Origin of the sequence: Pseudomonas sp. LAMO17WK12:I10, assembly GCF_900215185.1 — a bacterium.
Taxonomy (GTDB): domain Bacteria; phylum Pseudomonadota; class Gammaproteobacteria; order Pseudomonadales; family Pseudomonadaceae; genus Aquipseudomonas; species Aquipseudomonas chlororaphis.
The window spans coordinates 111160-128201 of record NZ_OBDX01000007.1 but is presented as its reverse complement, the minus strand read 5'-3'; the positions used below and the strand labels follow the sequence as shown (position 1 = coordinate 128201).

Genomic DNA, 17042 nt, shown 5'->3' with positions numbered 1-17042 from the left:
TGGAAGGTTCTTCGAGTCGGGCGCGACCCCGGCCTGTCGCAGCCTTCGGCAGCGGCTACGGGATCGGTGGTTTTCGCACAACAGAATTCAAGACAGGTGCTCTATGACCGCAGTCAACGTTTACCAACAGCGCCCGACCACTGGCGCCAAAGCCGAGTCGTCGCTGCACCATGCCGACCTCGCCAGCCTGGTGGGCAAGGGCCGCAAGAACGCAGGCGTGATCCTGCGCGAGAAGAAACTCCTCGGCCACCTGACCATCCGTGGCGATGCTCATGACCCGGCCTTCGCTGCCGGCGTGCACAAGGCCCTGGGCCTGGAGCTGCCAGTGGCCCTGACCGTGGTCGCCAAGGGCGAAACCAGCCTGCAGTGGATGGGGCCGGACGAGTGGTTGCTGGTGGTGCCGAGCGGCGAAGAATTCGCCGCCGAGAAAAAACTGCGCGAAGCGCTGGGCGACCTGCACATCCAGATCGTCAACGTCAGTGGCGGCCAGCAGATCCTCGAACTGTCCGGCCCGAACGTGCGCCAAGTGCTGATGAAGTCCACCAGCTACGACGTGCACCCGAACAACTTCCCGGTGGGCAAGGCCGTCGGCACTGTGTTCGCCAAGTCGCAACTGGTGATCCGCCGCATGGGCGAAGACACCTGGGAACTGGTGATCCGCCGCAGCTTCTCCGATTACTGGTGGTTGTGGCTGCAGGATGCCGCTGCCGAATACGGCCTCAGCGTCCAGGCCTGACGCGAATCCCTGTAGCCGCTGCCGCAGGCTGCGATGAAGGCCCGCAGGGCCTTCCGAGGCTCTGCAGGGCACGCCCCCTTCGGGGTCGATCGCAGCCTGTGGCAGCGGCTACAGAAGTGTACTTACGAACAGGAGTCACCCCGCATGAGCCGCGCACCCGATACCTGGATTCTCACCGCCGACTGCCCCAGCGTGCTCGGCACGGTGGACGCGGTGACCCGCTTTCTGTTCGAGCAGGGCTGCTACGTCACCGAGCACCATTCTTTCGATGACCGGCTTTCGGCGCGTTTTTTCATTCGCGTGGAATTCCGCCAGCCCGAGAATTTCAACGAGCAGGGCCTGCGCGACGGTCTGGCCGAGCGCGCCCGGGCTTTCGACATGAACGTCGAACTGACCCCGCCGCAGCATCGGCCGAAAGTGGTGATCATGGTCTCCAAGGCCGATCACTGCCTCAACGACCTGCTCTACCGCCAGCGCATCGGCCAACTGGCGATGGACGTGGTGGCGGTGGTGTCCAACCACCCGGACCTCAAGCCCCTGGCCGACTGGCACCAGATCCCGTACTACCACTTCCCCCTGGACCCCAACGACAAGCCGTCCCAGGAGCGCCAGGTGTGGCAGGTGATCGAGGACTCCGGCGCCGAACTGGTGATCCTTGCGCGCTACATGCAAGTGCTGTCGCCGGAGCTGTGCCGCAAGCTCGATGGCAAGGCGATCAATATCCACCACTCCCTGCTGCCCGGTTTCAAGGGCGCCAAGCCTTATCACCAGGCCTACAACAAGGGCGTGAAACTGGTGGGCGCCACCGCGCACTACATCAACAACGACCTGGACGAGGGCCCGATCATCGCCCAGGGCGTGGAAGTGGTGGATCACAGTCATTACCCCGAGGACCTGATCGCCAAGGGGCGCGATATCGAAGGCCTGACCCTGGCGCGGGCCGTGGGTTATCACATCGAACGGCGGGTGTTCCTCAACGCCAACCGGACGGTGGTTCTATGACCTGTAGCCGCTGCAGAAGGCTGCGATCGACCCCGTAGGGGGCACCGCTCCTGAGGGCCCTGGAAGGCCCTTCGACCAACGTGGCCCGGACTTATCGCAGCCTGCGGCAGCGGCTACAGCGAAGCGATTTTGAAGAACGAAACAGCATCTGTACCCGAGCACTCTACGCGCTGCCTTTTTCCGGCAACGCGGTTTCATAAAAACAACAGCGAGGTGAAAGCATGTCTGGTAATCGTGGTGTCGTGTATCTCGGCAATGGCAAGGTCGAAGTACAGAAAATCGACTATCCCAAAATGCAGGACCCGCGCGGCAGGAAGATTGAGCACGGCGTCATCCTGCGCGTGGTATCCACCAATATCTGCGGTTCGGACCAGCACATGGTGCGCGGCCGTACCACTGCCCAGGTCGGCCTGGTCCTGGGTCACGAAATCACCGGCGAGGTGGTGGAGAAGGGCAGCGACGTCGAGAACCTGAAGCTCGGCGACCTGGTCTCGGTGCCATTCAACGTGGCTTGCGGGCGCTGCCGTTCCTGCAAGGAGCAACACACCGGGGTCTGCCTGACCGTCAACCCGGCTCGCGCCGGCGGTGCCTACGGCTACGTCGACATGGGCGATTGGACCGGCGGCCAGGCCGAATACGTGCTGGTGCCGTACGCCGACTTCAACCTGCTGAAACTGCCGGACCGCGACAAGGCCATGGAGAAGATCCGCGACCTGACTTGCCTGTCCGACATCCTGCCGACCGGCTATCACGGCGCGGTAACGGCCGGCGTTGGCCCGGGCAGCACCGTCTACATCGCCGGTGCCGGCCCGGTAGGCCTGGCCGCGGCTGCGTCCGCCCGTCTGCTGGGCGCGGCGGTGGTGATCGTCGGCGACGTCAACCCGGTGCGCCTGGCCCACGCCAAGGCCCAGGGTTTTGAAATCGCCGACCTGTCCAAGGACACCCCGCTGCACGAACAGATCGCCGCGCTGCTCGGCGAGCCGGAAGTGGATTGCGCGGTCGACGCGGTGGGCTTCGAAGCCCGCGGCCATGGCCATTCCGGTGCCCAGCACGAAGCGCCGGCCACGGTGCTCAACTCGTTGATGGGTGTGGTACGGGTCGCCGGCAAGATCGGTATTCCCGGCCTCTACGTCACCGAAGACCCGGGCGCGGTGGATGCCGCGGCCAAGATGGGCAGCCTGAGCATCCGCTTCGGCCTCGGCTGGGCCAAGTCCCACAGCTTCCACACCGGCCAGACCCCGGTGATGAAGTACAACCGCCAACTGATGCAAGCCATCATGTGGGACCGCATCAACATCGCCGAAGTGGTCGGTGTGCAGGTCATCAGCCTGGACGACGCCCCGCGTGGCTACGGCGAGTTCGATGCCGGCGTGCCAAAGAAATTCGTCATCGACCCGCACAAGCTGTTCAGCGCGGCCTAAGGCTTTGGCGCAGTAAAAAGGGCGACCCTCGGGTCGCCCTTTTTTATGCCTGTTTTCGATGTTCAGAAACCTGCGCCCGGATAGTGGAGCCAGTACTTTCCGGACAGTATTTCTGCAATATCGGGTGGAGGGAACACAGACGGCGCATCTCGGTTGAAGCGGGAGCGCCATTGCGGAAGCCACCAATAGTTGAGTGCGGTTCCTCTGGGTTTAAGGACAAACCCCAGCACTGTGTCATCGATCCGCCCCTCTTTATAAAACCTGTGGCTGTGATCCATGAGGCTCAGGTAATGGTCGATGGGCAGCTTCAGCATCAGGATCGAGGTATAGACCTTCTCCGACTGTGTGCGTGTCGGGCTTTCAAGCAGACCGAGCGCTTCGCAGTAATACGCTTGCGGCTGCTGGGTGATGCTGCTGGCCGTGGGTTCGGCGAGGATATCGAAGACGTTGGTGTCTTCTTGCCAGGCTCTGCCATCGCCTTGCTTGAAGTAGTCGGTAACGAAGCGGCCCAGCGGGCCGTTGGCCGCGGTTTGGCCTGCACAGGCCAAATCATCGACCGGTGACCAGACGCGCCAGGCCACGATGGAGATGAGTGCAATGGCCAAGAGTGGATACAGAATTTTTTTCATTGTGGTTTGCTATGGCTGCTTTGACGAAAACAGCGAAATCATAGACCCGGTTGCATGGGGACCATGCTGAGACTTTTCAGAAACGTCTTTGCCAGGTTATCGGTCAGGGGCCGCTTCTGCGCTGTAGAAGCGAGCTTGCCCGCAATAAAACCTGCTCGACATTGATTCAGGCTTTGTCGTGCGGGGCTAAAGGTCGATCTTCGGAAAACCTGGTTTCGCGCTGGGGAGGTAACCTTGTGGTGATCTGTGATCGGCGACCGGGAACATTCCTATTGGCCACCAGTCAAATGGCTGCTTTTTCCCACCCAATATCGGGTGGTTTTCATGCTCAAGAGGTTGTCTCGATGAAAATTTCCCGCAGTGTTGCACTGGCTACGTTGCTGACCCTGGGAGCCAGCCCGGTCTTTGCCGCAGGCTTCAGCCTGAGCGATGCCGCCAATGCGGTGTCCAGCATGCAGGGTGGCGACAAGGCCGCCGCTGCCGCTCCAACCTCGCAGACCGCCAATCTGCTCAGTGCCCTTTCGCAACTGGATGTCACGCCGGAGCAGGCCATCGGCGGTACCGGCGCGATGCTGGGCCTGGCGAAGAACCAGCTGAGCAGCACCGACTACTCGCAACTGAGCAAAAGCGTTCCGGGGCTGGACAAGCTCTCGGGCGGCAACGCGCTGGGCAGCCTGGGCGCCTTGAGTGGCCTGCTGGGGCAGAGCGGTGGCAACAAGACCGCCGGCCTGGAGAGTGCGCTGGGTAACGTGCAGAACACCAATGACCTGAACAGCGCGTTCAGCGCCCTGGGCATGGACAGCGGCATGATCGGCCAGTTCGCCCCGGTGCTCCTGCAATACCTGGGTCAGCAGGGCGTGGGCGGTTCGCTGCTCAACAGCCTGGGCGGGATCTGGGGCGTCGGCAGCGGCAGTTGATCAACGGCGCTCGGCGCGCAAGGCGTCGATGCGCTGGTCCTTTTCGGTCCAGAGCTGGTTGACCCAGTTCTGGACAGTCTGGCGAAACGCCGGATCGTTTTCGTAATCCCCCTGCCACAACGCCGGGTCCAGCTCACGGGTCTGGATATCGACGATCACCCGCGGCACGTTGCCGCTGATCAGGTCCCAGAAACCGGGAATCTTCTGCTGCGGATAGACCACCGTCACATCGAGGATGGCGTCGAGCTGTTCGCCCATGGCCGCCAGCACGAAGGCCACGCCGCCGGCTTTCGGCTTGAGCAGTTGCTTGAAAGGAGATTGCTGTTGCTCACGCTTGGCCGGCGTGAAGCGGGTGCCTTCCAGGTAGTTGACCACGGTGACCGGCTGGCGCTTGAACAGCTCGCAGGCAGCCTTGGTGATTTCCAGGTCCTTGCCTTGCAGCTCCGGGTTCCTGGCCAGGAAGGCCTTGCTGTAGCGCTTCATGAAGGGGTAATCCAGGGCCCACCAGGCGAGGCCGAGGAAGGGCACCCAGATCAGCTCTTTTTTCAGGAAGAACTTGAAGAAGGGGGTACGGCGGTTGAGGGTCTGGATCAGCGCCGGGATATCGACCCAGGACTGGTGGTTGCTGATCACCAGGTAAGAAGTGTCGCCCCGCAGCTCGTCACCGCCGCGGATATCCCACTGGGTGGGAATGCACAGGGCGAAGATCAGCTTGTCGATTTCGGCCCAGGTTTCGGCAATCCACATCACTGCCTTTGACGCATGGTCGCGCAGGCGCCCTGGCAGGACCAGCTTGAGCAGGGCGAACACCATCAGCGGCCCGAACAGGACCAGGGTGTTGAGCAACAGCAGCAGGGTGACGAAACAGCCGGTGAGCAGGCGGCGCATAAGGAACTCTTGAAAGCCTTTGGGCGCGCCATGATAAGCACCTTCGCCGGGCAGGCCAAATCCTGATGTGCTGACGAATGTTTCACGTATACCGGGATATGCTGGCGGTCAATTTCGCCGACCGTGGCGGCTGCGGGTTTTCTCGCGGGCCGAACCAATTGCCCGGCCACGGTCTAAAATCCTGCTGCCCACTTTCCAAGGAATCTGCTCACGTGAAATCCGTCCTTGCACTCCTGTCCCTGCTGGCGCTGCCGGTCCTGGCCGCCGAGCCGACCCTCTACGGGCGCTACGAATACATTCAACTGCCGGAAATCGGCGAAACCCTCAAGGCCAAGATGGACACCGGCGCCCTGACCGCCTCGCTGTCGGCCAAGGACATCGAGACCTTCACCCGCGATGGCGAGGAGTGGGTGCGCTTCCGCCTGGCGACCAAGGATGCCGACGGCAAGGTCTACGAACACAAGGTGGCGCGGATCAGCAAGATCAAGAGCCGCGCCGATGAAGACGAAGACAAGGAAGAGGCCCAGGTGGCCAAGCGTCCGGTGGTCGACCTGGAAATGTGCCTGGGCAACGTCAAGCGCACCGTCGAGGTCAACCTGACCGACCGCAGCAGCTTCAATTATCCGCTGCTGATCGGCGCCAAGGCCCTGCGCGAGTTCGGCGCCGCCGTGAACCCGGCCCGGCGTTATACCGCGGACAAGCCCGATTGCTGATCAGACCTGATTGACGGCGCATGAGGCATCCGGCACCGTTCTGGCACTTACTTCCCGTGCTTGGATGCCATGCCTCATATCCTGATTGTCGAAGACGAAGCGGCGATTGCCGATACGCTGATTTTTGCCCTGCAGGGTGAAGGTTTCAGCACCACCTGGCTGAATCTCGGGCAGGCGGCGCTGGACTATCAGCGCCATACGCCGGCGGACCTGCTGATTCTCGACATTGGCCTGCCGGACATCAGCGGCTTCGAAACCTGCAAGCAGCTGCGGCGCTTCAGCGAGGTGCCAGTGATGTTCCTCAGTGCCCGGGACGGTGAAATCGACCGGGTGGTGGGCCTGGAAATCGGCGCCGACGATTACGTGGTCAAGCCCTTCAGCCCGCGCGAGGTCGCCGCGAGGGTCAAGGCCATCCTCAAGCGCATGGCGCCGCGGGCGGTGGTCGAGGCGCCGGCCTCGCCGTTCCAGGTCGATACCGACAAGTTCCAGATCAGCTACCGCGGCCAGCTGCTGAGCCTGACCCGCCATGAATTCCGCCTGTTGCATTGCCTGCTGGAGCAACCCGAGCGGGTGTTCAGCCGCGAGCAGTTGCTCGATGCCCTGGGGGTGGCGGCGGATGCCGGCTACGAGCGCAGCATCGACAGCCATATCAAGAGCCTGCGGGCCAAGCTGCGCCTGGTGACGGCCGATGCCGAGCCGATCCAGACCCATCGCGGCCTGGGCTACAGCTACAGCCCGGGGCACAGCTGATGCCGTTGGGAATCCGGATTTTCCTGGTCTACGTCCTGTTCGTCGGTCTGACCGGCTATTTCGTGCTCAGCACCGTAATGGAAGAAATCCGCCCGGGCGTGCGCCAGTCCACGGAGGAAACTCTGGTGGACACCGCCAACCTGCTGGCGGAAATCCTGCGCGATGACTTCAAGGCCGGCACCCTCAGCGAGAACCGCTGGCCGCAGCTGCTCAAGGCCTATGGCGAGCGGCAGCCGGCGGCGACCATCTGGGGCCTGCCGAAGAACCAGGTCAACCACCGCATCTACGTCACCGACGCCCAGGGCAAAGTGGTGCTGGACTCCAGCGGCCTGGCGGTCGGCCAGGACTATTCGCGCTGGAACGACGTGTACCTGACCCTGCGCGGCCAATACGGCGCGCGCTCCTCGCGCAGCGTGGCCGATGACCCGAACTCCTCGGTGATGCATGTCGGCGCGCCGATTCGCGACAACGGCCGGATCATCGGTGTGGTCACCGTGGCCAAGCCCAACAGTTCCCTGCAACCCTATGTCGACCGCACCGAGCGCCGCCTGCTGTGGTACGGCGCCGGCCTGATCGGCCTGGGCCTGTTGTTCGGCGCCTTGCTGTCCTGGTGGCTGAGCGCTGCCCTGCGCCGCCTGACCGGTTATGCCCAGGCGGTCAGCGAAGGCCGTCGCGCCGAGCTGCCGCACTATCGCGGCGGCGAACTGGAACAGCTGGCCACGGCGGTGGAGGACATGCGCACCCAGCTGGAGGGCAAGGCCTATGTCGAGCGTTATGTGCACACCCTGACCCACGAACTGAAAAGCCCACTGGCGGCGATTCGCGGGGCGGCGGAGCTGCTGCAGAGCGAGATGCCCGGCGAACAGCGCGCACGTTTCGTCAGCAACATCGACAGCGAAAGCGCGCGCATGCAGCACTTGATCGAGCGTTTGCTGAACCTGGCGCTGGTCGAGCAGCGCCATGGCCTGGAAGAGCGGGAGGCGGTGCCGCTAGCGGACCTGGCGAACCAGGTGCTGGACAGCCAGAAGGCACGGATCGAGGGCAAGGGCCTGCAGGTCGAGCAGCATATCGACCCGGGGCTGAAACTGTCGGGAGAGGCGTTCCTGTTGCGCCAGGCCCTGGGCAATCTGCTGGAAAACGCCCTGGACTTCACCCCCGCCGGTGGCGTGCTGCGCTTGAGCGCCAGCCGGGTGGGCGACCAGCTGCGGTTGAGCCTGTTCAACCAGGCCGAGCCCATCCCGGACTACGCCCTGGCGCGCCTGACCGAGCGTTTCTACTCCCTGCCACGGCCTGACAGCGGGCGCAAAAGCACCGGCCTGGGGCTGAACTTCGTCGAAGAGGTGGTGCAGCTGCATGGCGGCCAGATGCGGATCGGCAACGTGGCCGGGGGCGTTGAAGTGACCTTGCAGTTCCCGGCCTGACTCCCTGCGTGTACCGTTTTGCGGCTGCTTCGCAGACCGATCGCAGCCTTCGGCAGCGGCTACAGGATGCGCGCAGTCCATGTAGCCGCTGCCGAGCCCGCGAGGCTGCGCCCGGTTTGGGCGGCATTCCGACGTAGCGACCGCAAACCCTGAACCCGCGATTCACCTGGAAAAACGTGCCGGCTGGTTTTACGACCGCTGCGCAGTCGATCGCAGGCTGCGCCAGCGGCTACAGGTTGTCAGTCGTTGGCCGGCTGTTCCTGCAAAGACAGAACCGCAATCTCCACACAGTCTCCACACAGCCCCCATAAAACCCCCACATGGGCTGCCCAGACTCTCCCTCATTCGAACAGGGAGAGAACCCATGAATCGCAATCTGACCATAAAGCTTGGGGCTATCGCCCTTTTGATCCTGGGGCTGCTGGTCCCGCTGTTGATGATCGACGGGCTGATCCAGGAGCGCCAGGAACTGCGCGACGGTGTGCTGACCGACATCGCCCGCAGCTCCAGCTACAGCCAGCAACTGAGCGGCCCGCTGCTGGTGGTGCCTTATCGCAAGGTGGTGCGCACCTGGAAAACCAACGAGAAGACCAACACGCGTTACCAGGAACAGGGAGAAGAGCGCGGGCAGCTGTATTTCCTGCCGGAGCATTTCGAACTCGACGGCCAGGTGCGGACCGAATTACGCGCCCGGGGCATCTACCAGGCCCGGCTGTTCCATGCCAACAACCGCATCAGCGGCCAGTTTGCGCTGCCCGAGCAATTGGGGATCAAGGAAGACTTCGTCGACTACAAATTCGAGCAGCCGTTTCTCGCCGTGGGCATCAGCGACATTCGCGGCATCGAACAAGCGCTGGCCCTCGAACTGAACGGGCAGAACCTGCCGTTCGCGCCCGGCACCCGGATTGACTGGCTCGGGGAGGGCGTACACGTCAACCTGCCGCTGCTGGACGGCAAGCGCAGCGCCGACCTGGACTTCGCCTTCGATCTGCAATTGCAAGGCACCGGCCAGTTGCAGGTGCTGCCGGTGGGCAAGACCAGCAAGGTGCGCCTGCGTGCCGACTGGCCCCATCCGAGCTTTATCGGCAACTACCTGCCGGCCCAGCGTGAGATTTCCGACCTGGGCTTCGCCGCCAACTGGCAGACCTCGTTCTTCTCCACCAACCTGGAAAGCGCGTTGATCAATTGCCTGGCCAGCGGGCAGTGCAAGGAATTCAAGAACCGCTCCTTCGGCGTGAGTTTCATCGACCCGGTGGACCAGTACCTCAAGAGCGATCGGGCGATCAAATACGCGCTGCTGTTCATTGCCCTGACCTTTGCCGGTTTCTTCCTTTTCGAGGTGCTCAAGAGCCTGGCGGTGCACCCGGTGCAATACGCCCTGGTGGGCGTGGCCCTGGCGTTCTTCTATCTGTTGCTGCTGTCGCTGTCGGAGCACATCGGCTTTGCCCTGGCCTACCTGCTGTCGGCCGGGGCCTGTGTGGCGCTGATCGGTTTCTACGTCAGCCATGTGTTGCGCAGCCTGGGCCACGGCCTGAGTTTCGCCGCCGGCCTGGCCGCTTTGTATGGCCTGTTGTACGGCTTGCTCAGCGCCGAGGATTACGCGCTGCTGATGGGCTCGTTGCTGCTGTTCGGCCTGCTGGGGGTGTTCATGGTGCTGACCCGCAAACTCGACTGGTACGGCGTAGGCCAGGCCAAACCGGCCCAGCCGCTGACATTCGAGGCGCAGGTGGCCCATGAGTAGGTCGTTGGGGTTGCGCGAGGACCAGCAGGCGGCGGAAGCCTTGCTGGCATGGATAGTCGGGTTGCTGCCTTAAGCCCCGTGGGGTGGCCATCGCCCGCTGGTTCGCGATAAGCATGGCGCGACCAGCACCCTGCTTCAGGTGATGGTCGCCCCCGGAGGCTTCAAGCTGGCGGCTGGGTCGCCAGCATCGAAGGGCGTCGACTGACCTCGGCGTACCAGGCCGCCAGTTGGGGCTGGGCATCGCGCCACCGCAGGTCGGGGTGGCGGAAGTCGAGGTAACCCAGGGCGCAGGCGACGCCGATGGAAGCGATGTCGAAGTGGCTGGCCAGTTCGGCGATCGCATCGGCCTCGAGCACGGCCAAGGCGCGGCGGATCTTGTCGCGCTGGCCGTCGAGCCACTGCTCCCAGTGTTTCTCGGGGGCGCGCAGGGCCAGTTCGTAACGGATCAGCACCGAGGCATCCAGGATCCCGTCGGCCAGCGCCGCCAGGGTCAGGCGCCGCCAGCGGGCCGAGCCTTCACGGGGGATCAGCGGGTTGCCGACATGCTGCTGGTCGAGGTAATCGAGGATCACCCGGCTGTCGTACAGCACGTTGCCGTCGGCCAGACGCAGGGCGGGAATCTTGCCCAGCGGGTTGTCCTGGTTGAGGGTGGTGTCCGGGTTCACCGGGGTCAACTGGCTGGCTTGCAGGGCTACGCGGTCCAGCTGGCCGGTCTCGTGCAGCAGCACCATGACTTTGCGCACATAAGGTGATGCCGGGTTGTGGAACAGCGTCATGCTGGGGGTGGACATGAATATTCCTCGAAGGTGGAAGTGGAGCACAGGCTTGCCGCCCCGGGGATCTTAACGCAGCCCCTGGCCCCGGCTACAGGGGCGGCATGCAGGACAGACAAGGAGTGATGAATGCGCAGGTGTTATTTTCGACACGGGTTGTACAGCCTGGTCCTGACGCTGTCGGGCGCGCTGGCGGTGTACCTGGCCTTGCAGTACGAGTTTCGTCGTCACGGCGAGGGTGAGCCGGAGTTGATCATGGCGTTCGCCTACATGGCCTGGTACTGGGCGCTGCCGGCGCTGGCCCTGCCGGCTTTGGGCTGTGCCCTGCTGAGCCTGCGGGGCCCCGGCCCGGTGACCCGGCCCTGGCGCTGGAGCCTGGCGGCGAGCTATGTACCGCTGCTGGGGTTGGCGCTGTTCTGCGTACTGGTGGCCGCCGAGGCGCAGCAGGAAAACCGCGTATTCATCCCGGTGCTGCCGATCGGCCTGGGGCTGGCGCTGTACCTGTGGCGCGGTTTCCCCGCCGCCGGGGTCAGGCCGGTGGCGGGCGGTTGAACAGACCCCGCAGGGCGATCAGGGCCGGGGCGCCCAGGCCGAGCCAGCTCAGGGCGTCCCAGATGCCGTCGCCGAGCAGCGCGGAGAACAGCCCCGCGGCACAGAGCACGGCAATGAACAGCGGCGCGCCGAAGACCTTCCAGAAATTCGATTGCCGCGGCCTCATGGCGCCACCGCGGCGGGTTCGCCCAATGCCGGCCGGGCCGCGCGGCGCCGCGCCAGCCACAGGTACACCCCGCTGCTCAGGACAATGATGGTCAGCACATCCAGGGTCGCCCAGAGGATCTTCATCGGCAGGCCACCGTAGTCGCCGAAGTGCAGCGGTTGCGACATGCCCATGGCGTCCATGTACCAGGGACGTTCGGCCACCGCGGTGACCTCCAGGGTGCTGGCGTCGATCAGCACCGGGGTCAGCAGGTGCGAGGTCAGGTGGGTGCTGCCCTTCATGAACACCGCGTAGTGATGCTCGCTGGAAAAACGTGTGCCGGGGAAGGCGATGAAGTCCGGCTGCATGCCCGGCGCCACCTCCTTGGCGATCTCCAGCAGGCGGCTGGCCGGGGCCAGTCGGGTCAGTGGCGGGGCCTCGCGGTAAGGCTCGATCATCGCGCTGAGGCTGTCGTTGCGCCAGGCGGCGATCAGCAGATCGGCGCAGGCGCTGATTACCCCGGTGACGCCAACCACCAGGGCCCAGGTCAGGGTCACCACGCCGATCAGGTTATGCAGGTCCAGCCAGCGCAGGCGGGTGGACTTGTCCTGGCGCACCGTGGCGAATTCCAGCCGGCGCATGAACGGCAGGTACAGCACCACGCCGGAGACGATCGCCAGCACGAACAGCAGCCCCATGAACGCCAGCAGCAGCTTGCCCGGCAGGCCGGCGAACAGGTCCACGTGCAGGCGCAGCATGAACATCATCAGCCCGCCATTGGCCGAGGGTGTTTCCACGGCTTCGCCGGTGCGCGCGTCGAGCATGAAGGTGTGGGACGAGTTGGGCTCGGTGCCGGCGGTCCTGGCCATGATGGTGAGCACGCCGTTGGGGTCTTCCTCGTCCCAGCCGAAGTACTGCATGACTTCGCCCGGTCGATGGGCCTCGGCGGCGCGCACCAGTTGCTGCAGGTCCAGCTGCGGGGTGCTGGCGGGCATTTCCCGCAACTGCGGCGCGTCGCCCAGCAGGTGATCGATCTCGTGGTGAAAGATCAGCGGCAGGCCGGTCAGGGCCAGCATCAGCAGGAACACCGTGCAGATCAGGCTGGTCCAGGTGTGGATAAAGGACCAGCGGCGGATGGTTTTGCTTTTCATTTCTTCGCCTTCAGACACAGCAAAGCCGTCCTTGCAGGACGGCCCGGTGGTTAACTCAGCCGATTACCACTGATAGGTGGCACTGGCGACCACGCTACGCTGATCGCCGAAATAGCAGTAGGAACCATCGCAGGTGGACAGGTAGTCCTTGTCGAACAGGTTGGTGGCGTTGAGTTTCAGCGACGCGCCTTTGAGGCTGTTGTCCAGGCGACCCAGGTCGTAATGCACGGCGGCATCGAACACCGTGTAGGCATTGGCCTTGCCCAGCCAGGTATTGGCCTGGTCGCCGTAGGTGTTGCCGGTATAGCGGGCACCGGCGCCAATGCCGAAACCGTCGAGCACGCCACTGTGCCAGGTGTAGTCGGTCCACAGCGAGGCTTGCTGGTTGGGCATCAGTTGCAGGCGGTTGCCTTTGTAGATGCCTTTTTGCACCTCGGACTTGGCCAGGGTGTAGGCGGCGATGACCTTGAGGTTGTCGGTCACGTCGGACACGGCTTCCAGTTCCAGGCCTTTGACCTTCACTTCGCCGGTCTGGTTGGTGACCGACTCGCCACCGGCACCGATGCTGGTCACCAGCACGTTTTTCTGGGTCAAGTCGTAGACCGCCGCACTCAGCAAGGTGTTGGAGCCCGGCGGCTGGTACTTGATGCCCAGCTCCCATTGCTTGCCTTCCGTGGGTTTATACGACTCGGTGGGGGAGACGCTGGCGTTGCTGGCGGGCTGGAAGGATTCGGCGTAGGACAGGTACGGCACCAGGCCCGAGTCGAACACATAGCTCAGCGCCGCGTTACCACTGAAGTTCTTGCTGCGGTCGGTGTTGGTCATGTCGTTCTTGTTGAAGTACGTGGTGCCCTGGTGCACCCAGTCTTCACGACCGCCCAGGGTCAGGCGCCATTTGTCCAGGGCCATCTGGTCCTGCACGTAGAGGCCGGTCTGCACGGTTTTCTGGTTGTAGTCGTAGTAAGCGCTGGAGCGCGCCGGGCGCACGATCGGCTGGCCATAGACCGGATTGAAGATGTTGGTGGTCCCGCCGTCGCCGTAAATCGACAGGTAGGAAGTGTCGGTCCGTTGGTGATCCAGGCCGATGAGCACGGTGTGGGTGATGTCGCCGGTGGCGAAGTCGGCCTGGAAGTTGTTGTCGACCGCGAACTGGCTGATGTCCTCGTCGACGTTGGTCGAGGTACGGCTGATATTGCCTGCCGCGTCAGCCGGGGAGTAGGCGTAGGAGCCCACGGTCAGTTGCTGGAAGGACAGCTCCGATTTGGTGTAGCGCAGGTTCTGGCGGAACTGCCAGACATCGTTGAAACGGTGTTCGAAGGCATAGCCCAGGGCGTAGTAGGTACGGTCGTAGAACTCGTAGTCCGGGTCGCCGAGGTTCTTGTGATGGGAGACGTCGCCCAGTGGCGACTTGATCTTGGTGCCCTGGATCGGCATGAACTGGCTGGTCGCGCCGGTATCGTCACGGGTGAACTGCGAGAGCAGGGTCAGCCTGGTATCGGTGTCGATGTTCCAGGTCAGGCTGGGGGCGATGTTGTAGCGCTTGTTGTCGATGTGATCGACCTGCGTACCGGCGTCCCGCACCACGCCGCTGAGGCCGTAGAGGAACTGGCCTTCATCGTCGATCTTGCCGGTGCTGGCGAAGTTGATCTGGCGGTAGTTGTCGCTGCCGTACTGCAGCTGAATGGCATTGCTCGATTCCGCGCTGGGACGCCGGCTGACCATGTCCAGCAGGCCGCCCGGCGGGGTCTGGCCGTAGACCGACGAGGCCGGGCCGCGCAGCAGGGCCAGGCGGTCGAGGTTCCAGGTTTCGGCTTTCGGGTTGGCATACACACCGCGGGGCAGTGGCAGGCCGTCGAGGAATTGGGTGGGCTCGAAGCCGCGCACGCGCATCCAGTCATAACGGGTGTCGCTGCCGTAGCTGGCGGAAACGATGCCGGGCATGTAACGCACGGCATCGTCCAGATTCTGCACGTTGCGGTCTTCCATCTGCTGGCGGGTCGCGACGGAAATCGAACGCGGCGCTTCGACCAGCGAGGTGTCGGTCTTGGTGCCGGCGGCGGTGCGCGTGGCGAGGTAACCGTCCACCGGCCCCCAGGCACTCTCATAAGCCTCCTGGCCGGTGATGCTGGTTTCCGGCAGGGCCACCACACCGTCGGGAATCGCCACCAGGCTGTAGGTGCCGGCGCTGCTTTGTTCCAGTTGCAGGCCGGTGCCGCGCAGGGCTTCGCGCAGGGCGCCGGCGGCGTCGAACTGGCCCTTGACCGGGGCCGAGGTCTTGCCGGCGGCCAGGCTCGGGTCGAGGCTCAGGGCCAGGCCCGCCTGGCTGGCGATCTGGTTCAGGGTGCTGGCCAGGGGCGCGGCCGGCAGGTTGTAGGCGCGCACGCCGGACGCCTGTTCGGCGGCGATCAGCGGGGTGCTGGCCAGCGGGGCGCAAAAGGCAATCGCCACGGCCAACAGGCTGGGGCGCAACAGGGTGTCTAGCGAGCGGGACATATGGCGGCTCCTGGATGGAAACATTTCTCAATTGCCTATGTGCCGGACGAGATTCAAAAAGTGATAGGGCGGACTGAAAATAATTTCGATTTGCGAAAGCAAGAGGGATGTTTCAGGTTGGGGCAGGCGGCGTCAGTTGGAATTTTCGCGAGCTTGCTCGCGATAAAAATCGTGCCGCCTAGGGCTTGGCCTTGCTCTCGGCCCGCGCCACCAACGTCACCCACCAGGGCGTATGCCGCTCGATGGCCACGGGCAGCGTCGGCAGCAGCGCGCTCAGGGCCAGGTCGGTGTCGTGCAGCGGGAAGCTGCCGGTGATGCGCAGGTCGGCCACCTCGTCGGCCACCCCCAGATGGCCGCGGCGATAGCGCCCCAGCTCGCTGACCAGGTCCGCCAGGCGGGCGTTGTCCACCACCAGCATGCCGCGGGTCCAGGCGTCGGCGCCGGGGTTCAGGGCCAGCAGCGGGCCGAGGCCGTCGCGGCGCATCAGCACCTGCTGGCCCTCCTTGAGGATCTGTTCGTCCTGGCTGGATTCCGGCCGCGCGGCCACGGCCGATTGCAGCACGCTCAGGCGCGTGCCCTGTTCCTCGCGCTTGACCAGGAACCGCGTGCCCAGCGCGCGCATATGGCCTTCGCGGGTTTCGACGATAAAGGGCCGGGCGTCGTTGTGGCCGGTCTCGACCAGGATCTCGCCTTCCTGCAACACGATGCGCCGCTGCTTTTCGTCGAAACGCACATCCACGGCGCTGTGGGTATTGAGGTTGATCACGGTGCCGTCGGCCAGGCGCAGGGTGCGCTGCTCGCTGGTGGCGGTGCGCTGGTCGGCGAGCCAGTAATCCAGTTGGCCGTAACGTTCGCCGGCGAACAAGGCCAGGCCCAGCAGCAGGGCGACGCAGGCCAGCCCACTGCCGAGCTTGCGCATACGACGGCGGAGGCCGTCCCGCGATTGCAGCAGGGCGCTGCGGGCCGGGCCGCTGGCGACGCTGAAACGCTGGTCGAGCATGCCCAGCTGGCGCCAGGCGCGGGCGTGTTCTTCATCGGCGGCGTGCCATTTGGCGAATTCTTCGCGGGCCATCGGATTGCCCTCGCCGGAATCCAGCGACAACTGCCAGGCAATCGCCGCGTCCAGCACCCGGGCGGACACCGGTTTGGCGTTGAGCGGGCTCATGCCGGCTCACCGTACAGGGCGACGTAGCACTGGCGAATGCCCTGGGCCAGGTACTGCCTGACCCGCGGCACGGACACGCCGAGGCGTTCGGCGATTTCGGCGTGGCCGAGGCCGTCGAGGCGGTTATAGAGGAAAGCGGCGCGGGCCTTGCTCGACAGCTTGCCCAGCAGGCGGTCGATGGCCTTGAGGTCTTCGAGGATCGATTGCTGTTCTTCCGGTGAGGGTTGTTCCTCTTCCGGGATCAGCATCAGTTCGGTGAGGTAGGCCTGCTCCAGCGCGGCGCGGCGGAAGTAGTCGAACAGCAGGCCCTTGGCGATGGCCACCAGGAACGCCCGCGGCTCGCGCGGGGCTTTCAGTTCGTCGCGGCCCAGCAGGCGGACGAAGGTGTCCTGGCTCAGGTCCTCGGCCCGTTGTGGACAGGCCACGTTGCGCCGCAGCCAGGCCAGCAGCCAGCCGCGATGGTCGCGATACAACGCGCCAACGAGGTCACTGTGGGGGCTTTGGGCTGACGGCACCTGGGTATCCCAATCGAGAAGTTGAAACTA

Annotated in this window: 17 protein-coding genes; 9 read left to right on the top strand and 8 right to left on the bottom strand. The window is 64.2% G+C overall.

What is annotated here, in order from left to right:
- Nucleotides 1-103: 103 nt before the first annotated feature.
- The 3 genes from soxG to fdhA all read left to right on the top strand — a co-directional run bounded on the left by soxG (nt 104) and on the right by fdhA (nt 3159).
- A complete protein-coding gene (soxG, locus tag CRO75_RS10600) occupies nt 104-736 on the top strand; it encodes a sarcosine oxidase subunit gamma family protein (protein ID WP_097135185.1) in 633 nt (210 codons plus the stop codon).
- Nucleotides 737-880: 144 nt separating this feature from the next.
- Nucleotides 881-1738: a formyltetrahydrofolate deformylase gene (purU, locus tag CRO75_RS10595; protein WP_007926386.1), complete on the top strand. Its 858-nt coding sequence runs from the start codon at nt 881-883 to the stop codon at nt 1736-1738.
- 221 nt (nt 1739-1959) lie between these two features.
- Entirely contained in the window at nt 1960-3159 is a 1200-nt protein-coding gene (fdhA, locus tag CRO75_RS10590) for a formaldehyde dehydrogenase, glutathione-independent (RefSeq protein WP_009045939.1), read from the top strand.
- A gap of 62 nt (nt 3160-3221) precedes the next feature.
- Here the strand turns inward: fdhA and CRO75_RS10585 are convergent, their stop codons facing one another.
- Nucleotides 3222-3788, bottom strand: a complete 567-nt coding sequence (locus CRO75_RS10585) for a hypothetical protein (RefSeq protein ID WP_097135184.1) — start codon at nt 3786-3788, stop codon at nt 3222-3224.
- A gap of 344 nt (nt 3789-4132) precedes the next feature.
- Here CRO75_RS10585 and CRO75_RS10580 point away from each other — a divergent pair, with 344 nt between their 5' ends.
- Nucleotides 4133-4705, top strand: a complete 573-nt coding sequence (locus tag CRO75_RS10580; protein WP_097135183.1) for a DUF2780 domain-containing protein — start codon at nt 4133-4135, stop codon at nt 4703-4705.
- Here the strand turns inward: CRO75_RS10580 and CRO75_RS10575 are convergent, their stop codons facing one another.
- Nucleotides 4706-5593 carry an acyltransferase gene (locus CRO75_RS10575; protein WP_007926017.1) on the bottom strand — a complete coding sequence of 296 codons (888 nt, stop codon included), beginning with the start codon at nt 5591-5593 and terminating at the stop codon, nt 4706-4708.
- A gap of 212 nt (nt 5594-5805) precedes the next feature.
- Between CRO75_RS10575 and CRO75_RS10570 the strand changes: the two genes are divergently transcribed.
- The 4 genes from CRO75_RS10570 to creD all read left to right on the top strand — a co-directional run bounded on the left by CRO75_RS10570 (nt 5806) and on the right by creD (nt 10218).
- Nucleotides 5806-6306: an ATP-dependent zinc protease gene (locus CRO75_RS10570; protein ID WP_009045936.1), complete on the top strand. Its 501-nt coding sequence runs from the start codon at nt 5806-5808 to the stop codon at nt 6304-6306.
- A gap of 69 nt (nt 6307-6375) precedes the next feature.
- Nucleotides 6376-7056, top strand: coding sequence for a two-component system response regulator CreB (creB, locus tag CRO75_RS10565; RefSeq protein WP_062824395.1), 681 nt, complete (start codon nt 6376-6378; stop codon nt 7054-7056).
- Complete coding sequence (gene creC, locus CRO75_RS10560; RefSeq protein WP_097135182.1) at nt 7056-8477, top strand: two-component system sensor histidine kinase CreC; 1422 nt, start codon at nt 7056-7058, stop codon at nt 8475-8477. Before creB ends, creC begins: the two co-directional genes overlap by 1 nt.
- A gap of 364 nt (nt 8478-8841) precedes the next feature.
- A complete protein-coding gene (gene creD / locus CRO75_RS10555) occupies nt 8842-10218 on the top strand; it encodes a cell envelope integrity protein CreD (protein WP_097135181.1) in 1377 nt (458 codons plus the stop codon).
- Nucleotides 10219-10379: 161 nt separating this feature from the next.
- On the opposite strand, the gene CRO75_RS10550 is transcribed toward creD, so the two are convergent.
- Nucleotides 10380-11009 carry a glutathione S-transferase gene (locus CRO75_RS10550; RefSeq protein ID WP_097135180.1) on the bottom strand — a complete coding sequence of 210 codons (630 nt, stop codon included), beginning with the start codon at nt 11007-11009 and terminating at the stop codon, nt 10380-10382.
- 111 nt (nt 11010-11120) lie between these two features.
- On the opposite strand from CRO75_RS10550, the gene CRO75_RS10545 reads away from it, so the two are divergent.
- The gene (locus CRO75_RS10545) at nt 11121-11543 is read left to right on the top strand and encodes a hypothetical protein (protein ID WP_092419574.1); all 423 of its coding nucleotides are present in this window, start codon (nt 11121-11123) and stop codon (nt 11541-11543) included.
- Here the strand turns inward: CRO75_RS10545 and CRO75_RS10540 are convergent.
- The 5 genes from CRO75_RS10540 to CRO75_RS10520 all read right to left on the bottom strand — a co-directional run bounded on the left by CRO75_RS10540 (nt 11521) and on the right by CRO75_RS10520 (nt 17012).
- Nucleotides 11521-11709: a hypothetical protein gene (locus CRO75_RS10540; protein ID WP_009045929.1), complete on the bottom strand. Its 189-nt coding sequence runs from the start codon at nt 11707-11709 to the stop codon at nt 11521-11523. The two genes, CRO75_RS10545 and CRO75_RS10540, sit on opposite strands and share 23 nt — an antisense overlap.
- Nucleotides 11706-12839 carry a PepSY-associated TM helix domain-containing protein gene (locus CRO75_RS10535; RefSeq protein WP_097135179.1) on the bottom strand — a complete coding sequence of 378 codons (1134 nt, stop codon included), beginning with the start codon at nt 12837-12839 and terminating at the stop codon, nt 11706-11708. Before CRO75_RS10535 ends, CRO75_RS10540 begins: the two co-directional genes overlap by 4 nt.
- A gap of 63 nt (nt 12840-12902) precedes the next feature.
- Nucleotides 12903-15332: a TonB-dependent siderophore receptor gene (locus CRO75_RS10530; protein WP_097135178.1), complete on the bottom strand. Its 2430-nt coding sequence runs from the start codon at nt 15330-15332 to the stop codon at nt 12903-12905.
- 178 nt (nt 15333-15510) lie between these two features.
- Nucleotides 15511-16497: a FecR family protein gene (locus CRO75_RS10525; protein WP_097135177.1), complete on the bottom strand. Its 987-nt coding sequence runs from the start codon at nt 16495-16497 to the stop codon at nt 15511-15513.
- Nucleotides 16494-17012, bottom strand: coding sequence for an RNA polymerase sigma factor (locus tag CRO75_RS10520; RefSeq protein WP_009045925.1), 519 nt, complete (start codon nt 17010-17012; stop codon nt 16494-16496). The genes CRO75_RS10525 and CRO75_RS10520 overlap by 4 nt, the downstream gene beginning before the upstream one ends.
- Nucleotides 17013-17042 lie beyond the last annotated feature (30 nt).